Origin of the sequence: Streptomyces sp. NBC_01476, assembly GCF_036227265.1 — a bacterium.
GTDB lineage: Bacteria > Actinomycetota > Actinomycetes > Streptomycetales > Streptomycetaceae > Actinacidiphila.
Window position 1 is genome coordinate 2,317,849 of the sequence record NZ_CP109446.1, and the last position, 13,348, is coordinate 2,331,196.

Annotated in this window: 26 protein-coding genes; 25 read left to right on the forward strand and 1 reads right to left on the reverse strand. The window is 70.1% G+C overall.

Annotated elements, in window-relative coordinates; all coding sequences use genetic code 11:
* Nucleotides 1-41: 41 nt before the first annotated feature.
* The 22 genes from OG552_RS10170 to OG552_RS10275 all read left to right on the forward strand — a co-directional run bounded on the left by OG552_RS10170 (nucleotide 42) and on the right by OG552_RS10275 (nucleotide 10,047).
* Complete coding sequence (locus tag OG552_RS10170) at nucleotides 42-224, forward strand: hypothetical protein (protein ID WP_329131429.1); 183 nt, start codon at nucleotides 42-44, stop codon at nucleotides 222-224.
* Nucleotides 217-456: a hypothetical protein gene (locus tag OG552_RS10175; RefSeq protein WP_329131431.1), complete on the forward strand. Its 240-nt coding sequence runs from the start codon at nucleotides 217-219 to the stop codon at nucleotides 454-456. The genes OG552_RS10170 and OG552_RS10175 overlap by 8 nt, the downstream gene beginning before the upstream one ends.
* Entirely contained in the window at nucleotides 456-803 is a 348-nt protein-coding gene (locus OG552_RS10180) for a hypothetical protein (protein ID WP_329131433.1), read from the forward strand. Before OG552_RS10175 ends, OG552_RS10180 begins: the two co-directional genes overlap by 1 nt.
* A complete protein-coding gene (locus OG552_RS10185) occupies nucleotides 803-1,051 on the forward strand; it encodes a hypothetical protein (RefSeq protein WP_329131435.1) in 249 nt (82 codons plus the stop codon). The genes OG552_RS10180 and OG552_RS10185 overlap by 1 nt, the downstream gene beginning before the upstream one ends.
* Nucleotides 1,051-1,506, forward strand: a complete 456-nt coding sequence (locus OG552_RS10190) for a hypothetical protein (protein WP_329131437.1) — start codon at nucleotides 1,051-1,053, stop codon at nucleotides 1,504-1,506. The genes OG552_RS10185 and OG552_RS10190 overlap by 1 nt, the downstream gene beginning before the upstream one ends.
* Nucleotides 1,503-1,730: a hypothetical protein gene (locus OG552_RS10195; protein ID WP_329131439.1), complete on the forward strand. Its 228-nt coding sequence runs from the start codon at nucleotides 1,503-1,505 to the stop codon at nucleotides 1,728-1,730. Before OG552_RS10190 ends, OG552_RS10195 begins: the two co-directional genes overlap by 4 nt.
* Nucleotides 1,730-2,128: a hypothetical protein gene (locus OG552_RS10200; RefSeq protein WP_329131441.1), complete on the forward strand. Its 399-nt coding sequence runs from the start codon at nucleotides 1,730-1,732 to the stop codon at nucleotides 2,126-2,128. The genes OG552_RS10195 and OG552_RS10200 overlap by 1 nt, the downstream gene beginning before the upstream one ends.
* Nucleotides 2,125-2,625, forward strand: coding sequence for a hypothetical protein (locus tag OG552_RS10205; RefSeq protein ID WP_329131443.1), 501 nt, complete (start codon nucleotides 2,125-2,127; stop codon nucleotides 2,623-2,625). Before OG552_RS10200 ends, OG552_RS10205 begins: the two co-directional genes overlap by 4 nt.
* Nucleotides 2,622-3,518, forward strand: coding sequence for a PD-(D/E)XK nuclease-like domain-containing protein (locus OG552_RS10210; protein WP_329131445.1), 897 nt, complete (start codon nucleotides 2,622-2,624; stop codon nucleotides 3,516-3,518). Before OG552_RS10205 ends, OG552_RS10210 begins: the two co-directional genes overlap by 4 nt.
* Nucleotides 3,511-4,389: a hypothetical protein gene (locus OG552_RS10215; RefSeq protein WP_329131447.1), complete on the forward strand. Its 879-nt coding sequence runs from the start codon at nucleotides 3,511-3,513 to the stop codon at nucleotides 4,387-4,389. Before OG552_RS10210 ends, OG552_RS10215 begins: the two co-directional genes overlap by 8 nt.
* Nucleotides 4,390-4,466: 77 nt before the next feature.
* Nucleotides 4,467-5,057: a hypothetical protein gene (locus tag OG552_RS10220; protein WP_329131449.1), complete on the forward strand. Its 591-nt coding sequence runs from the start codon at nucleotides 4,467-4,469 to the stop codon at nucleotides 5,055-5,057.
* 68 nt (nucleotides 5,058-5,125) lie between these two features.
* Nucleotides 5,126-5,632 (forward strand): hypothetical protein, encoded by a 507-nt coding sequence (locus OG552_RS10225; protein ID WP_329131451.1) that lies wholly within the window; start codon nucleotides 5,126-5,128, stop codon nucleotides 5,630-5,632.
* Nucleotides 5,632-5,928 (forward strand): hypothetical protein, encoded by a 297-nt coding sequence (locus tag OG552_RS10230; RefSeq protein WP_329131453.1) that lies wholly within the window; start codon nucleotides 5,632-5,634, stop codon nucleotides 5,926-5,928. The genes OG552_RS10225 and OG552_RS10230 overlap by 1 nt, the downstream gene beginning before the upstream one ends.
* Nucleotides 5,925-6,311, forward strand: coding sequence for an SLOG family protein (locus tag OG552_RS10235; RefSeq protein WP_329131455.1), 387 nt, complete (start codon nucleotides 5,925-5,927; stop codon nucleotides 6,309-6,311). The genes OG552_RS10230 and OG552_RS10235 overlap by 4 nt, the downstream gene beginning before the upstream one ends.
* Complete coding sequence (locus OG552_RS10240) at nucleotides 6,308-6,661, forward strand: hypothetical protein (RefSeq protein WP_329131457.1); 354 nt, start codon at nucleotides 6,308-6,310, stop codon at nucleotides 6,659-6,661. The genes OG552_RS10235 and OG552_RS10240 overlap by 4 nt, the downstream gene beginning before the upstream one ends.
* Nucleotides 6,658-7,212, forward strand: a complete 555-nt coding sequence (locus OG552_RS10245; RefSeq protein ID WP_329131459.1) for a hypothetical protein — start codon at nucleotides 6,658-6,660, stop codon at nucleotides 7,210-7,212. The genes OG552_RS10240 and OG552_RS10245 overlap by 4 nt, the downstream gene beginning before the upstream one ends.
* Nucleotides 7,209-8,042 carry a hypothetical protein gene (locus tag OG552_RS10250; protein WP_329131461.1) on the forward strand — a complete coding sequence of 278 codons (834 nt, stop codon included), beginning with the start codon at nucleotides 7,209-7,211 and terminating at the stop codon, nucleotides 8,040-8,042. Before OG552_RS10245 ends, OG552_RS10250 begins: the two co-directional genes overlap by 4 nt.
* Nucleotides 8,039-8,452 carry a hypothetical protein gene (locus OG552_RS10255; RefSeq protein WP_329131463.1) on the forward strand — a complete coding sequence of 138 codons (414 nt, stop codon included), beginning with the start codon at nucleotides 8,039-8,041 and terminating at the stop codon, nucleotides 8,450-8,452. The genes OG552_RS10250 and OG552_RS10255 overlap by 4 nt, the downstream gene beginning before the upstream one ends.
* Entirely contained in the window at nucleotides 8,449-9,057 is a 609-nt protein-coding gene (locus OG552_RS10260; RefSeq protein ID WP_329131466.1) for a helix-turn-helix domain-containing protein, read from the forward strand. Before OG552_RS10255 ends, OG552_RS10260 begins: the two co-directional genes overlap by 4 nt.
* Nucleotides 9,054-9,248, forward strand: coding sequence for a hypothetical protein (locus OG552_RS10265; RefSeq protein WP_329131468.1), 195 nt, complete (start codon nucleotides 9,054-9,056; stop codon nucleotides 9,246-9,248). The genes OG552_RS10260 and OG552_RS10265 overlap by 4 nt, the downstream gene beginning before the upstream one ends.
* A 17-nt stretch (nucleotides 9,249-9,265) precedes the next feature.
* The gene (locus OG552_RS10270; RefSeq protein WP_329131469.1) at nucleotides 9,266-9,709 is read left to right on the forward strand and encodes a hypothetical protein; all 444 of its coding nucleotides are present in this window, start codon (nucleotides 9,266-9,268) and stop codon (nucleotides 9,707-9,709) included.
* On the forward strand, nucleotides 9,706-10,047 hold the full coding sequence (locus OG552_RS10275) for a hypothetical protein (RefSeq protein ID WP_329131471.1): 342 nt from the start codon (nucleotides 9,706-9,708) through the stop codon (nucleotides 10,045-10,047). The genes OG552_RS10270 and OG552_RS10275 overlap by 4 nt, the downstream gene beginning before the upstream one ends.
* 282 nt (nucleotides 10,048-10,329) lie before the next feature.
* Here the strand turns inward: OG552_RS10275 and OG552_RS10280 are convergent, their stop codons facing one another.
* Nucleotides 10,330-10,536, reverse strand: a complete 207-nt coding sequence (locus tag OG552_RS10280) for a hypothetical protein (RefSeq protein WP_329131473.1) — start codon at nucleotides 10,534-10,536, stop codon at nucleotides 10,330-10,332.
* A 201-nt stretch (nucleotides 10,537-10,737) separates the two neighbouring features.
* On the opposite strand from OG552_RS10280, the gene OG552_RS10285 reads away from it, so the two are divergent.
* The 3 genes from OG552_RS10285 to OG552_RS10295 are packed head-to-tail and all read left to right on the forward strand — an operon-like array spanning nucleotide 10,738 to nucleotide 13,339.
* The gene (locus OG552_RS10285) at nucleotides 10,738-11,505 is read left to right on the forward strand and encodes an HNH endonuclease (protein ID WP_329131475.1); all 768 of its coding nucleotides are present in this window, start codon (nucleotides 10,738-10,740) and stop codon (nucleotides 11,503-11,505) included.
* Nucleotides 11,505-12,593: a hypothetical protein gene (locus OG552_RS10290; protein WP_329131477.1), complete on the forward strand. Its 1,089-nt coding sequence runs from the start codon at nucleotides 11,505-11,507 to the stop codon at nucleotides 12,591-12,593. The genes OG552_RS10285 and OG552_RS10290 overlap by 1 nt, the downstream gene beginning before the upstream one ends.
* Nucleotides 12,590-13,339, forward strand: coding sequence for a zinc finger domain-containing protein (locus OG552_RS10295; protein ID WP_329131479.1), 750 nt, complete (start codon nucleotides 12,590-12,592; stop codon nucleotides 13,337-13,339). Before OG552_RS10290 ends, OG552_RS10295 begins: the two co-directional genes overlap by 4 nt.
* Nucleotides 13,340-13,348 lie beyond the last annotated feature (9 nt).

The following is a 13,348-nucleotide window of genomic DNA, read 5'->3' on the forward strand; positions in this document are numbered from 1 at the left end:
CCCGCCCACCCCGCCGACACCGCAGCCGGGGAGGTGACCGCGTGATCGCCGTGATTCTGCTGATCGGCGGGTGGGCGCTCCTCGCCCAACTGACCGGGCCACTGGTCGCCACCATCTGCGCTGCTCCCGTCGCGAACTTCTTCATCGCCGTCGCCCTGGGTCGCCGCATGAAACACACCCGCCGCACCACCACCACCAAGACCCCCGGGGGACCCCATGCCTGAGACCGAGCTTGCCCGCTTCACCCCTGCCGCCCGGATCAAGGAGGGCGGGTTCATCCGCCGCCCCAACGGGTCATGGCAGGAGATCACCAGCCTCGTGCAGGTGCTGAGCCCGGCGAAGTTCGCCATGGTCACGCTCGCCGACGGCCACAAGGTCAACATCCCGCACACCCACGAGGTCATCTACCGCACGGCCAAGCAGCAGGCCGCCGCCACCCCGAAGGCGGGTGCCTGATGACCACCACTCCCCGCTCCCACGCCGTGACTGTCACCCCGCGCCCCGATGGGTGCGACCTGGATGTGACCGGGTTCGTCCGGCACCTGCTCGCGGACGTCATCGGACTCCTGGCCGACCGGCCTGAGCTGATGGACGACCTCGACCGGGTTGTGACCGGCGGGGAAGCCCCCGACCTGTACCACCCGGAGCGTCACCTGCCCACCGAGCAGTTGGTTGAGGACCTTCTGGCAGCACTGCCCGCGTCGGCCCTCGCTATCCGTCTCCACCAGGCGGCAACCGAACGCCTCGCTCGCAACCTGACACCCGCGACGCCTACCCGGCCGGCACAGAGGAGCGCCGCCTGATGGCCACATACGAGCACCGCAAGGTCACGTCTGTCCGCCACGAGTGGATCGTCCCGGCCACCGAACCGTGGGGCGCCGCCCACGCGGAGATCGGCAAAGCCTGGTCGGCTGCGGACCGCGCCTACCGCGAAACCCACGGCCTCGACAAGGACACCCCACTCTCCGACGACGCCATCTGGTTCCACGTCACTGACGACGCGGTGGTCATCCGATTCACCACCGAAACCCCACAGGCAGGTGGTCAGTGATGAGCGCCGCCGTTGCCGCACCTAACCGTCACCGGTTCGCCCTGACCCGCCGCCAGTTGCGGGACCGGGTCACCCATCTCAAGACCCTCCTGGCTCGCACCCGCGACCAGGCCGCCCACGACGCCGCCCAGGCGGACCGCGACCTGCAGGCCGCCCACGAGGCCAACCATGTGCTGCGGGCCAGGCTGGCCGCCGCCGACGAGCTCATCCGCAACCAGCAGCAGCAACTCCACGCCCAGGGCGTCGACCTGAGCGTCACCCGCAAGCAGCTCCAGGCTGCGGAGGCCATGGGCCGGCGGGTCGGCGACGACCTTCGCGCCGCACAGGCCGCACTGGCCAACCACAACCGGGTCGATGTGCCGCCCATGGTCCGCGACACCAGCGACGCCCTCGACCAGCCGACCGTGCCCGTACCCGTCATGACCCTCCACGCCGCACTCGGGAGGACCGCATGACCGCCCCTGACGTGCTGTACCGGCACTCCGACGGCCGGTTCGACACCACCAACCGGGCGTGGGACGCACGCGACGTGAAGCCGCTGCGGCCCGACGCCAAGCCGCGCCCGCTGCACCACCGGGACGACTGCCCGTTCGGCAACGCGGCCGAACTGACCGAAGTCTGCCCGTGCACCACCAGGCAGCGGAACTACCGGGCACAACACCCGGGGGGTGGGCAGTAGTGAGCGCCAGCTTGAAGTGGGTCCGCCGCAACTACAACGTGCCCGCGTTCACCGGCCTGGAGGTCGCCTACCGGGGCGCCCCGGCGACGATCCTCGGCGGCCGGGCCCAGTACGTGCGGGTCCTCCCGCAGGGCGCGAAGAGGGCCGCGATCGTCCACCCCTACGACATCACCTACCCGGTGCTGCCGCTCCCGCCGCGGCCCCGTGGCTGGTGCGACCACTGCATGGAGGAACGGGCCATCCGCGCAGACGGCACGGTCGTCCGCCACCAACGCAACGGACACGAGCGCTTCCCTCCCGACGAGCGCAACTGCCCCGGCGCCGGCCGGAAACCGTGGGGCATCTGCGCCTGGACCATCGCCCCGCCCGCCACAACCGAAGAGGAGGCCGCAGCATGAGCGCCAACCCGAAGATGCCGGAGATCCGCGCGGTCCTCGACCAGGCCCGCGCCATGGAAGGCCAGGAAGACACCCAGGACTTCGCCATCGAAGCCCCCCGGGTCATCGCCCGGCTCGTGCAAATCCTCGACCTGTACGTCGGACACGAACCGACCCTCGCCGAAGAAGCCGAATACGTCCGGCAGCAGGTCCCGCTGGGGGGCCTTGTGCGGCAGATCCGTGCCACCGCCAACGAGGAACTGCTCCTCCCCACCACCTACGGCAAGCGCGCCGTCCAAGCATTCGCGCGGGACCTGGAGCGGTGGATCCCCGAGGACAACGAACCCGGGGTGGCAGGCGGCGGGGGCCAACTCGACAAGGGCGAGTGGGTGTTCTGCTCCTACCGCAACTGCCCGAACGGCGAGCGGGCCAACAAGGCCGCCGAACGCGGCTGGACGTGGGACAGCGAGCACGACGCCTGGCTGTGCAGCAACCACGCCCCCGGCGGTGCGAAGTGACCGCGACCCTCGACGCGCCCGTCACCGACCCGCTGTGGCGCGGTGTCGGCGTCTACACGGCGGAGGAACTGTCCCTCGCCGAGTACCACGCCGACATCGTCCCCGGCGGGAGCCTCAGCAGCAGCGGAGCACGTGCCCTCCTCGACCCCGGATGCCCCGCCCAGTTCAACCACGACCGGCAGAACCCCCAAGGTCCGAAGAAAGAGTTCGAGATCGGGACGGCGGCGCACTCGCTGCTGCTCGGCACCGGCTCCGAACTCGTCGTGGTCGACGCGGAGAAGTGGGCAACCAACGCTGTCAAAGCCGAGGTGCTCGCGATCCGCGCCGAGGACAAAATCCCGCTCAAGCCGTCCGACATGGACAAGGTCAAGGCCATGGTCGCGGCCGTCCGCGCGCACCACCAGGCTGGCCCGCTGTTCGCCCCCGGCGGCATCGCGGAGCAGTCCCTGTACTGGGCCGACGAGGCAACCGGCGTCACCTGCCGCTGCCGCCCGGACATGCTTCGCGAGTACCCCGACCTGACCCTGTGCGTCGACTACAAGACCGCGGTCAAGGCCGACCCGACTTCGGCGTCCAAGGCCATCGCGGAACGCAACTACCACCAGCAGGACGCCTTCTACGTCGACGGCGTCCAGGCCGTCACCGGTCGACAGGCGCGGTTCGTCCTGGTGTTCCAGTCGAAAACCGCCCCGTACCTGATCACCGTCCGGGAACTGTCCCAGGCGGACCGGGCCATCGGCCGGGCGAAGAACGCCAAGGCCCTGCGCATCTACGCCGAATGCGAACGCACCGGCGTGTGGCCCGACTGGACCGGGCCCGTCGACCAGATCCCATACATCTCCCTGCCGCCCTACGTGGCCCAGCGCGAAGCCGAGGAGTTTTTGAATGTCTGAACTCGCCGTACCCGAACAGCAGGCCGTCGCCGCCCGCAACGACAACACCCCGGTCATCCAGCAGGAGTTGCCCGCCGGCGCCACCAGTCTTGTCGAGTGGGCGCAGCAGGCCGAGGTCGCCTACCAGATGGCGCACAAGCTGGCTGCGACGTCGTTCGTCCCGGCGAGCCTGCGTGGCAAGCCCGGCGACATCGCCGCCGCGCTTCTCGCCGGGCAGGAACTCGGCCTCAAGCCGATGGCGACGCTGAAGAGCATCGACGTCATCAAGGGCACGCCCGCCCTCCGTGCTCACGCCATGCGCGGCGTCGTCCAGAACAAGGGCCACGAGATCGAACTCGTCGAGTCCGACGACCAGCACTGTGTGATGCGGGGCCGCCGGGCCGGAGCCGAGAAGTGGCAGACCGTCGTGTGGACGTACCAGCGCGCCGAACGGCTCGGCGTGACCAAGACGAACTCGGAGTACCAGAAGCAGCCGGGCACCATGCTCGTGGCCCGCGCCACTGGGGACCTGTGCCGTCTGATCGCATCCGACGCCCTGCACGGCATGCCCTACGCCGCCGAGGAACTGATCGGCACGACGGAGATCCGCGTCGAGCAGGTCCAGGCCCCGCCGCTGTCGGTGGCCGAACTGACCGCCGCGCCCGCACCGGCCGCGCAGCAGGCTCCGGTCGCCGAGCCAGAGTACGTGGACCCCGCCGCCGACGACGCAGAGCACGCCGCCGCGGTCGCCGAACTGCGCACGTTCGCCGCGGAGTACGACGCGCCGGACATCGATCAGGACGTGTTCCGCGAGCTCGGCGTGAGCGTCGAGGACGCCACCGCGCAGGCCCTCCGCGACCTCGTCGCGAAGTGGCGCACCGCCGCCGCCTGACCCAACCCACCCGCGCCGGGGCCCTGCCCGCCGATAACAGGCGGGGTCCCGGCTCACCCCAAAGGAGACCACAACCCATGACCACCGACCACCGCGCCGAGGCGGAGAAGCACCTCGCCAACGCCGCCCGCCACAACAACGAACACCCCTCGGACATGCGGATCGCCGAGGTGTCCGCCTGGATCGGAACGGGTTACGCCACTCTCGCCCGCGACGAAGAGCAGGCCACCAACCGGGCCGACATGCGGGACGCCCTGACCCTGCTGCGGCGCCGCGAGGCCGCGATGCGCGACCGCGTGGCCCGGCACATCGCCAACGGACTCACCAGCACCAACCGCGACCGCTGGAGCGCCGCCCGCAGCCTCGCGCAGGATCTCGACGCCGATGGCGAGAACGACTCGAAGGCGGCCTGGGCCGGCTCACACCTGCCCGACGAGCCCGACCCGTGGGCGGCAGACCCGGCGGTCCAGAAGATCCAGAACTTCTACCGGATCGCCTCCGCTCACCTCGCTTACATGCTCCTCGACCCGGACGATCTCGGCTCCAAGGAGTGGGCGCGCCGCCTCACCTTTGCGCTGCAGAACGAGGGCATCGACCTCACCGACGCAATTCGGTCGCGCATCAGCGACACGACGTTGGGCCGCAACCCGTCCGAGCCCCCGTTCTAACTCACCCCCGCACTACGGCCGCCGCTGCCCGTCCGAAGCAGGCAGCGGCGGCCACCAAGGAGCATCCCATGAACAGCAACGCCACCCCGAAGGCACCGGCCGAGTTCGTCACCACCATGCTGCGGTCCAGCATCGAAGCCGACCTTCTCGTTGCCGAATACATCAACGACGCCCCGCTCCGGCAGGCCGAACAGCAGGCAGCCGTCAACGGCCTCATCGCCGGCGTCGCCCTGGAGAACCTGCACCGGTTCGCACCCGACGCCGCGAAAGCCGTATCCCAAACCCTCGACAGCATCCTCACCGCGGGAGACGTCGGCGGCCCCGCCTACCGGGCAGCGAAGAAGCTCGGCAACGACCCTGACCAGTGGATCGCCGCGTTCAACGAACGGGCGAACCTCCGCAAGGAGAAGGCCCGGCAGGCGGACGACCAGAGCGCCCTGTTCGAGCGGACAGTCGCCCGGCACATCACGGACGGGCTGACCTCCGGTGACCAGAAGGCCGCGGACCTGGCCCGGTCCCTCATCACCGAACTCGAAGCCGCCGGAATCCACCTGGACATCAAGGCGGGTGCGTGATGGAGACCAAGCACGCCTTGCGCCGGGAGAACGAGCGGCTCACGGACCTGGCCGCTAGCCGGGCCACACGCCTCACTGATGTCACCCGCTACGTCGAGACCCTCACCGCGCAGAAGCGGCGCCTGCAGGCCCGCCATGACGCCCTGATCGACCTGATTGCCGCGCACGTCACCAACGGCACCCACCGAGACCAGCTACGCGCCGCCGTCACCGACGCCGGGTTCCGGGCCGAACTGGAGTACGCGCTCCTCGGCATCCCCACCAACACGAGGCCCACCAAGGAGGCCAGCGCATGACCACCCCCTACCGCGTGCTCGTCACCGGCTCCCGGGATTGGGACGCACACGGCGTCGTCCGCCGCGCCCTCGACGAGGCGCTCGCCGCCGCCCCCTACGGCCGCCCGGTCGTCATCGTGCACGGCGACTGCCCCACCGGAGCCGACCTCGTCGCGAAGGTGTGGGCCACCACCTGGTGCGGCGACGAACGCGTCACCGAGGAGCCCCACCCCGCGGCCTGGCACCTGCACGGCCGCACCGCTGGGCCCAAGCGCAACGCCGCCATGGTCAGCCGGGGTGCCGACGTCTGCCTGGCCTTCATCAAGGGCGGATCGCGGGGCGCCACCCACACCGCCGACCTCGCCGAGAAGGCAGGCATCCCCACCCGGAGGTGGACCGCATGAGCACCCCGACCCCGCTGCCGGGCATGCCCGAACCCCCGACACCTGCCGCGGTGCAGCGCGCCGAGGACTACGAGGAATGGGTCACGGCCGTGTGGTCCGCGTTCGTGGCCGCTGCCGACTCCGGACAGCCGTTCACCACCAGCGAGATCCAGCAGCGCCACGACCTGCCCGACCCGCCGAACCCGCAGGCGCAATGGGGCTCGCTGCCCGGTCGCCTGAAAGCCGCAGGGCTCATCGAGGAGTGGGTTGGCTACGGGAGCGCGAAGAGCAGCCGCATCACCACCCATAAGTCCCGGGTCGCCACGTGGATCGGAATCCCGGCCCACCGCCGAGCGGAGGCCGCCGCGTGAACGCCAACCTGCCACCCGGATGGGAGTCCTTCACCTGGCCCATCGGGTGGCAACCGTCCGCCCCGGAGGCGCTGCGGCAGGTCCGCGCGGGCGGCCGGGCGCTCCCCGAGCAGTTCTGCCTCGCCATCAGGACGCCCGACATGACCGGCCCCGGCGGGGGCGTCGTCTTCACCTACGAGGTGCGCGACGGCGCAGTGACGCTCGCCCACATCGGCAGTGTTGGGCAGGAGATCACCGCCCATCTCGCGCAGATTCTGGCCGTCCGCACGCCAGACGAGTGGCAGTGGCATGCGGTGGCGCAGGTCGCCGCTTTCCGTCCGGTCTCCGCCGCCGAGGCCGTACCCGAGCAGGCCAACAAGCGCTACAAGCTGACCGCCGAACACCTGAAGAAGGTCGCCGAGGTCTACAGCGAAGCACTCGACTGCGGCGAGCCGCCCACGCGCGCTGTTCAGCGCCACTTCAAGACCGCGCATTCCACGGCGGCGAAGTGGATCGGCCACGCGCGCCGAACCGGGCTGCTGCCGAAGATCACGAAGGAGGCCGCCGCGTGACCACCGCCGTCCGCACCCCACCGCACCACGACACGACCACCTGCTACACCGAGTACCGCTGCCGCCTCCCCCAATGCGTCAAGCGGTACAACACCATCAACCAGGCCCGCCTCAAGGCCCGCCGCGAGGGCACCTACACCACCTTCGTAGACGCCGAGCCAGCGCGCCGGCACATCCTCCGGCTCCGCAGGGCAGGAATGAGCGCCAACGCCATCGGCGCCGCAGCGGGCCTGACGACCCAGTCGATCCTCGAATTCGTGCGACCCGCACCCGGCCAGAGCCGAGGACGCCGCCAGCGCACCACCCCCGCCACCGAAGCAAAGATCCTCGCAGTCACGGTTCAAGACCGCACCACGGGCCGTATCGACGCCACCGCCACCCGGCGCCGTATCCAAGCCCTCGTCGCCATCGGGTGGCCCGTCAACCACGTAGCCCGGCATGCGGGCCTGTTCGACGTGAACGCGTTCGTGTTCGCCGAGCGATCCCGGGTCTACATGTCAACGGCGAAAGCCGTCGCCGCCGCCTACGACAAGCTCCGCACCCGCAACCCGGAACGGCACGGAGTCACCCCGCAGCACGTCCAGGCCGCCAAGAACCGGGCCGCCAAACAGGGGTGGCCGCCCCCGACGTACTGGGACAACCCCGATCATCCGATCGGAGACCGGCACTTCGAGCCGAAGGACCCGGCCGAGATCATCGCGGACGAGGCCCGGTTCCTGATGACCGTCGGCGGCCTCGACGCAACGGCCGCCGCGAAGCGCCTGCGCCGCGCCCACAGCTACATCGCCAAAGCCCTCCTCGACTACCCCGAGCGGGAGGTGGCGGCATGAACGCGCCCCGAATCTACGCCGACACCCTCGAAGAGAAGTGGGCCGCCCGCACCACCCGCACCGAGGGCGGGCACCTGCTGTGGACGGGCTGCCTCTACCTGCGGTTCGACAACATCCTCCACAAGCCGGCCCGTGTCGCGTTCACGATCCGCACCGGCCGCGAACCCATCGGGTACGTGCGCCCCGACTGCGGCCTGCGCGGCTGTGTCGAACCCACCCACGTCGAAGACCAACCCGGCCGGGCCACCACACGGGCCGCACTGCGCGCCGTCAACGGCCTCCCACCCCGACCCCCGGTCTGCGTCCACGGTCACGACCAGGCCGGTCACGGCCGGTACACCACCGACGGGCGCGCCTACTGCAACACCTGCCTCATCAACTCCCGCACCCGACCCGAGGCGGCGGCATGATCCTTCCCCTGCCCATCCCCACCGACCTCGCCACCCGCTGGCACGCCCGCACCACTCCCACCCACGACGGGCACCTCGAATGGGTCGGCCACAGCGGAATCGTCTGGCAACAGAAAACCCTCAGCCAACCCGCCATCGGCTTCGCCCTCCACACCGGCCGCACCCCCATCGGATACGCCCGCCAGGACTGCGGCCACCCCAAGTGCATCCTCCCCGGACATCTCCTGGACGACCCCGGCCGCTACCAAAACCGCCTCATGCTCCGCACGCTCCGCGGCCTCCCACCCGTCGGGCCGCGCTGCCGCCGCGACCACGACCAGACCATCGAAGGGCGCCTCGACGGCGACGGCAACGCCTACTGCATCAGATGCGCCCACCCAGGCACCGAAACCCCAGTGATCCGGCTCCACGGTGAGCACCGCAAACGGGCCGCTCGCACCCTGCAAGTGCGGTATGAGGCGGGCGCGTCCATCAGGGAACTCATGGCGGAAACCGGCCGCACCTACGGGTACGTCCACGACCTCCTGGTCCTGGCCGGCGTCCAGTTCCGGCGCCCCGGCCACCACCCCGAATTCCACACCAGGCGCGGGGCCGGTGCGGGGTGAACAAGGACGTGCAGCAGCTCCTCGACCGCCTGCGTGCCCAGGGCTTCCACGTCCGGTTCGGCGGGTCCGGTCACTACCGGGTCCGCTCCCCGGCCGGCCGAACCATCAGCCTCGCCGCCACCCCACGCGGCGGCCGAAGAGCCCTCGCCAACATGCGCGCCCAACTGCGGCGCATAGGCGCCCACCTCTAACCCCGAAAGGACACCACGTGAAGGCCATCACCATCCGGCAGCCCTACGCGGACGCCATCGTCCAACCGTCACCCCTGCCGAAGCGCATCGAGAACCGTGGCTGGCCGCTGCCCCCGCGCTACATCGGCGTGCCCGTACTGCTGCACTCCGCGGCCACCACCTACCCCGCAGTCGGACGCCTCGCCATCCACGACATCACCGGCCACGACCCCGACGAACAGTGGCCCGGCGTCCGCGGCGCCATCCTCGCGCGCATCACCTTCACCGGCTGCCACTTCGACGGCGACGCCGAATGCGACGAACAGTGCGCCACCTGGGGCTTCGAGCAGGTCTTCCACTGGCGGATCGCCGACGTCACCGCCCTGCCCGCCCCGGTGCCCGCCAAGGGCGCGCTCAGCTTCTGGACCCCAGCCCCCGGAGTCCTCACCGCCGTACAGCAGCAGCTCGGAGTCCCGGCATGACCTTCATCGACCCGCCGCAGGAAGTCGGCCGCTGCCAGCACTGCCAGCAGATCCGCCCGATCTGGCACTACGACCTCCGCCACGACAACGGCGACGAGATCTGGGCCAAGCCCTACCCGCCGTACTGGATGACCACCGGCGCGTGGCTCTGCGCCAGCGACTGGGACGCAGCAGAAACCTGCCGAGTCCAAGGCCGCGCATTCCACGTCGAGCACGAGCTGGTCGTCTTCGCCGAACACGAACCCCGCACCCGCACCTGGGGCCCGGGCGGAGAAGTTCTCACCCCCACACAACGGGACCTCGCCACCTGCAAGGCGATCTACGCCGCCACCACCTGACCCGACGGGCCGCCCCCGCGGGAATCGGGGGCGGCCCCACCACCCATCACAGCACAAAGCCCCGCCACCGCGGGGCCAGGAGGGGGAGCACATGGACACGAGGCCCACAGACGGTTCGTGCGGGCACTGGAACGGGGCGAGGTACTGCCGGGCAGAGCAGACCCGGTACTTCACGCCCGGCCACCGGTGCGCCGCTCACAGCCCCGCCGCGCTCAAAGGCGTGCCAGAACCGCTCGAGAGGAACGGCTGGGGACCAGGCAGTAGGGGGGAAGGGGCATGAGGTCAGCCGGAGGAAGGATCGGCGCGGGCGATGTTCTCGGCGGCACGCTCGTCGCGGAGCCGGCGCTTGTGCGCGGCGATCTCGCGGTTGATGTAGACGCGCAGGTCGGCGGCACGCGACAGGCCCTTGGCCCTGCACACCACCTCGTAGGCAGCCCAGGTCTCCTCGTCCACACGGACCATGCGGCCGGGCGTTCCCTTCGTCGTCATGAGGTCAGGGTAGCTGACCGTGCACTAGCTGCACACCCCGTGCGACCTGGCCGTACTGCGAATGTATTGCGGGTGCCTACACACCCTGCGATAGTATGGAGCCGTACCGTTCGCAGCTCCACCGCGAAGAAAGAGCCTCCCTGAAGGTCTGGTTCCTTGCGCTCAAAAACCCACTGACCAGCACTTTCGAAAGAAGAACCGATGGCCGTCTCCCAGCGCCTCCGCTACGAGATCCTGCGGCGGGACAACCACGCCTGCCGGTACTGCGGTGCGACCGCACCCGGCGTGAAGCTCAACGTTGACCACGTCATCCCCGTGGCGCTCGGCGGCAGCGACGCGCCAACCAACCTCGTCACCGCCTGCGCCGCCTGCAACGGCGGCAAGACCAGCAGCATGCCCAACGCCACGCCGGTGGCCGACGTGGATCAGGAGACGTTCCGGCGGGCCGCTCACCTGAAGAACGAGGCGGAGCAGCGCAGGAACGTGACTTTCGTCCACCTGTACTGCACGTGGCGATGGTCCTGGGAGCGGGCGGGACGTCTGGTCACCGAACTGGACGAGGACTACTTCACTCTCGAAACCCACAAGCTCCTCGACTGCGGGGCATCCGCCACCGCCGATCTCACCGAGGCGGCGTTCCTGGCGGGCGCTGACAACGCGATCGACATCTCGTCGTACATCGGACGGATGGTGCGCTCGGCATCAACGCCCGATCCACTGGAAGACCATCGGTTCGTGGCCTGCGTGGATGCCATCAACGCATGGGAGCGGGCCTGGGATTCCGTGAGCGACGAAGGACCGCCGCCGGGCGACGCCGTATGCCAGTTCCTGAACGTGGTCGGGGAAACCTACGACGCCGGAACGGGGTCGGCAACGCTCTTGATCGCGGCTGAATCCGCCGGCCGCGCAATGAGCACCGACCTCCGCAAGCACGTCGCCGAACTGGCCTCGACGGGCGGTGCCAACTGATGGCCCGCGGACACGGCCGGATCCTCACGCCCATCTGGGAAGACGCCGACTTCCTCGCGCTTACACAGCACGAGCAGCGCCTCTACCTGTTCCTCATCAGCCAGCCCAACCTCAACCACGCCGGCCTGCTGCCGATGACCCTCCGCCGCTGGGCCCGTAAGTCCAGCGACCTGACTGCGGTCGAGCTGGAGAAGCACCTCCTGGCCCTGGCCACCGCCCGGTTCATCGTCATGGACGAGGACACCGAGGAGCTGCTCATCCGCTCGTTCGTCCGGAACGACGGCGTGTGGAAGCAGCCCAAGGTCATGGGCGCGATGGTCAGCGGCGCCATGGAGATCTCCTCGCCGCTGCTGCGCCGGGCGCTGCTCGACGAGATGAACCGGGTGCCGCTGGACGAACTCAGCGACGAACCCATGAAGGTCCGGGGCATCGAAGGCCCGTCCATCCGGCAGCAGGTTGCCGATCACATCGGCGCCCTCCGCAAGGCGTTCGGCAACCCCCATCCCGACCCCACCCGAGGGGGGTACGCACCCCCCTCCGATACCCCCTCCGCACCCCCCTCCGAAGGGACATGCGAGACCCATGCGGAAGAGGCTCCGACCCCCTCTACGCGTGCGGGCGCGGGCGCGCATGACGCGCGCGCTCCCCTTCCCCTGTCCCCTGCCACTGTCCCCAGCCACGGAACAGAGGGGGGCGGCGAGGCCGTCGAACAGGCGGAAGCCGCCGCCGGGCTGGCGCAGTCGGGGTCTTACGACCCCGCCCCTATCGATCTCGACGGCTTCGCTCTCACCGATCCCATGCGCCGTTGGGCCGTGAGCACTTTCGGCGGCGCTCTCAACATCGAGTACGAGACCGATCAGTTCGTCTCGCACTTCCGTGCCGACGGCGGCCGACGCCGCAACTGGCCCGAGGAGTGGAAGAAGTGGCTGCGCCGGTCCGCGAAGTTCGAGTCGGGCCGCCAGCAAAACAGCGGCGGCAACGTCGTCGCCATCCGCGCCTCCGGCCGCCCCCTCCCCGGCACCGACACCACGGTCGCCGGCTGGGACGCCCTCGCTGCCGAACTCCGTGCGAAGGAGAACCCCGCGTGAACCCCTCCGAAGCCGCCGAGTTGCTGAAGCACTGCTCGGCGTTCGACAACCGCAAGCCGTCCGCTGCTGCCGCTGTTGCCTGGGCGGCAGCCCTCAACGATGTGCCGTTCGATGACGACGCCAGCGCCGCGGTTGCGACCTACTACACGACCGCGCCGAAGGACCCGGACGGCAAGCTGTGGATCTTGCCGCACCACGTCCGGACCCTGCGCGCCAAGATCCGTTCGGCACGGGTGGAGAACTTCCAGTACGAGCCCGTCGAGGGCGAGACCGCCGCCGAGTTCATAGCCCGCTACCAGGGCCAGATCAGGGCCGTCGCATCTGGCCGCGTCACTCCGCCGGCCAGCCGGTTGGCGCTTGAGGGCGGCCCGTCGAAGCAGTTCGTGCAGGAGTTGGAGGCCCGTGGCTTCGAGGTGGGCCGGCCTGTGCCGGACTCCGACGAGCAGGCGGTCATCGACTCGGTGCGCCGTGCGGGTCCGCTGGGTGTGGAGTGCCCGGCGTGCGGTGCGGTCGTGGGGCGTCCGTGCAAGACCCCGGGGGGCACGGAGAAGCAGCCGCTGGGGAAGCCCCGCCTGAAGCCGCACAGCGCCCGGCTGCGGGCTGCGGTGGGCGAGTTGGAGCAGACCCCGGCTCAGCGTCTGGCGGAGGAAGAGCGGCGCCGTGAGGCGTCCCGGGTGGCGCTCGTGCGCTTAACCGCCGACGAGGAAATCGTCGACGCCGAGATCGTCGAAAGCGAGATGTCATGACCACACCCC

Excerpts from the sequence above, each read along its gene's own strand:
- OG552_RS10175 (WP_329131431.1), top strand. The coding sequence starts at position 217 with ATGCCTGAGACCGAGCTTGCCCGCTTCACCCCTGCCGCCCGGATCAAG.
- OG552_RS10180 (WP_329131433.1), top strand. The coding sequence starts at position 456 with ATGACCACCACTCCCCGCTCCCACGCCGTGACTGTCACCCCGCGCCCC.
- OG552_RS10185 (WP_329131435.1), top strand. The coding sequence starts at position 803 with ATGGCCACATACGAGCACCGCAAGGTCACGTCTGTCCGCCACGAGTGG.
- OG552_RS10190 (WP_329131437.1), top strand. The coding sequence starts at position 1,051 with ATGAGCGCCGCCGTTGCCGCACCTAACCGTCACCGGTTCGCCCTGACC.
- OG552_RS10195 (WP_329131439.1), top strand. The coding sequence starts at position 1,503 with ATGACCGCCCCTGACGTGCTGTACCGGCACTCCGACGGCCGGTTCGAC.
- OG552_RS10205 (WP_329131443.1), top strand. The coding sequence starts at position 2,125 with ATGAGCGCCAACCCGAAGATGCCGGAGATCCGCGCGGTCCTCGACCAG.
- OG552_RS10215 (WP_329131447.1), top strand. The coding sequence starts at position 3,511 with ATGTCTGAACTCGCCGTACCCGAACAGCAGGCCGTCGCCGCCCGCAAC.
- OG552_RS10220 (WP_329131449.1), top strand. The coding sequence starts at position 4,467 with ATGACCACCGACCACCGCGCCGAGGCGGAGAAGCACCTCGCCAACGCC.
- OG552_RS10225 (WP_329131451.1), top strand. The coding sequence starts at position 5,126 with ATGAACAGCAACGCCACCCCGAAGGCACCGGCCGAGTTCGTCACCACC.
- OG552_RS10230 (WP_329131453.1), top strand. The coding sequence starts at position 5,632 with ATGGAGACCAAGCACGCCTTGCGCCGGGAGAACGAGCGGCTCACGGAC.
- OG552_RS10235 (WP_329131455.1), top strand. The coding sequence starts at position 5,925 with ATGACCACCCCCTACCGCGTGCTCGTCACCGGCTCCCGGGATTGGGAC.
- OG552_RS10240 (WP_329131457.1), top strand. The coding sequence starts at position 6,308 with ATGAGCACCCCGACCCCGCTGCCGGGCATGCCCGAACCCCCGACACCT.
- OG552_RS10255 (WP_329131463.1), top strand. The coding sequence starts at position 8,039 with ATGAACGCGCCCCGAATCTACGCCGACACCCTCGAAGAGAAGTGGGCC.
- OG552_RS10260 (WP_329131466.1), top strand. The coding sequence starts at position 8,449 with ATGATCCTTCCCCTGCCCATCCCCACCGACCTCGCCACCCGCTGGCAC.
- OG552_RS10275 (WP_329131471.1), top strand. The coding sequence starts at position 9,706 with ATGACCTTCATCGACCCGCCGCAGGAAGTCGGCCGCTGCCAGCACTGC.
- OG552_RS10280 (WP_329131473.1), bottom strand. The coding sequence starts at position 10,536 with ATGACGACGAAGGGAACGCCCGGCCGCATGGTCCGTGTGGACGAGGAG.
- OG552_RS10285 (WP_329131475.1), top strand. The coding sequence starts at position 10,738 with ATGGCCGTCTCCCAGCGCCTCCGCTACGAGATCCTGCGGCGGGACAAC.
- OG552_RS10290 (WP_329131477.1), top strand. The coding sequence starts at position 11,505 with ATGGCCCGCGGACACGGCCGGATCCTCACGCCCATCTGGGAAGACGCC.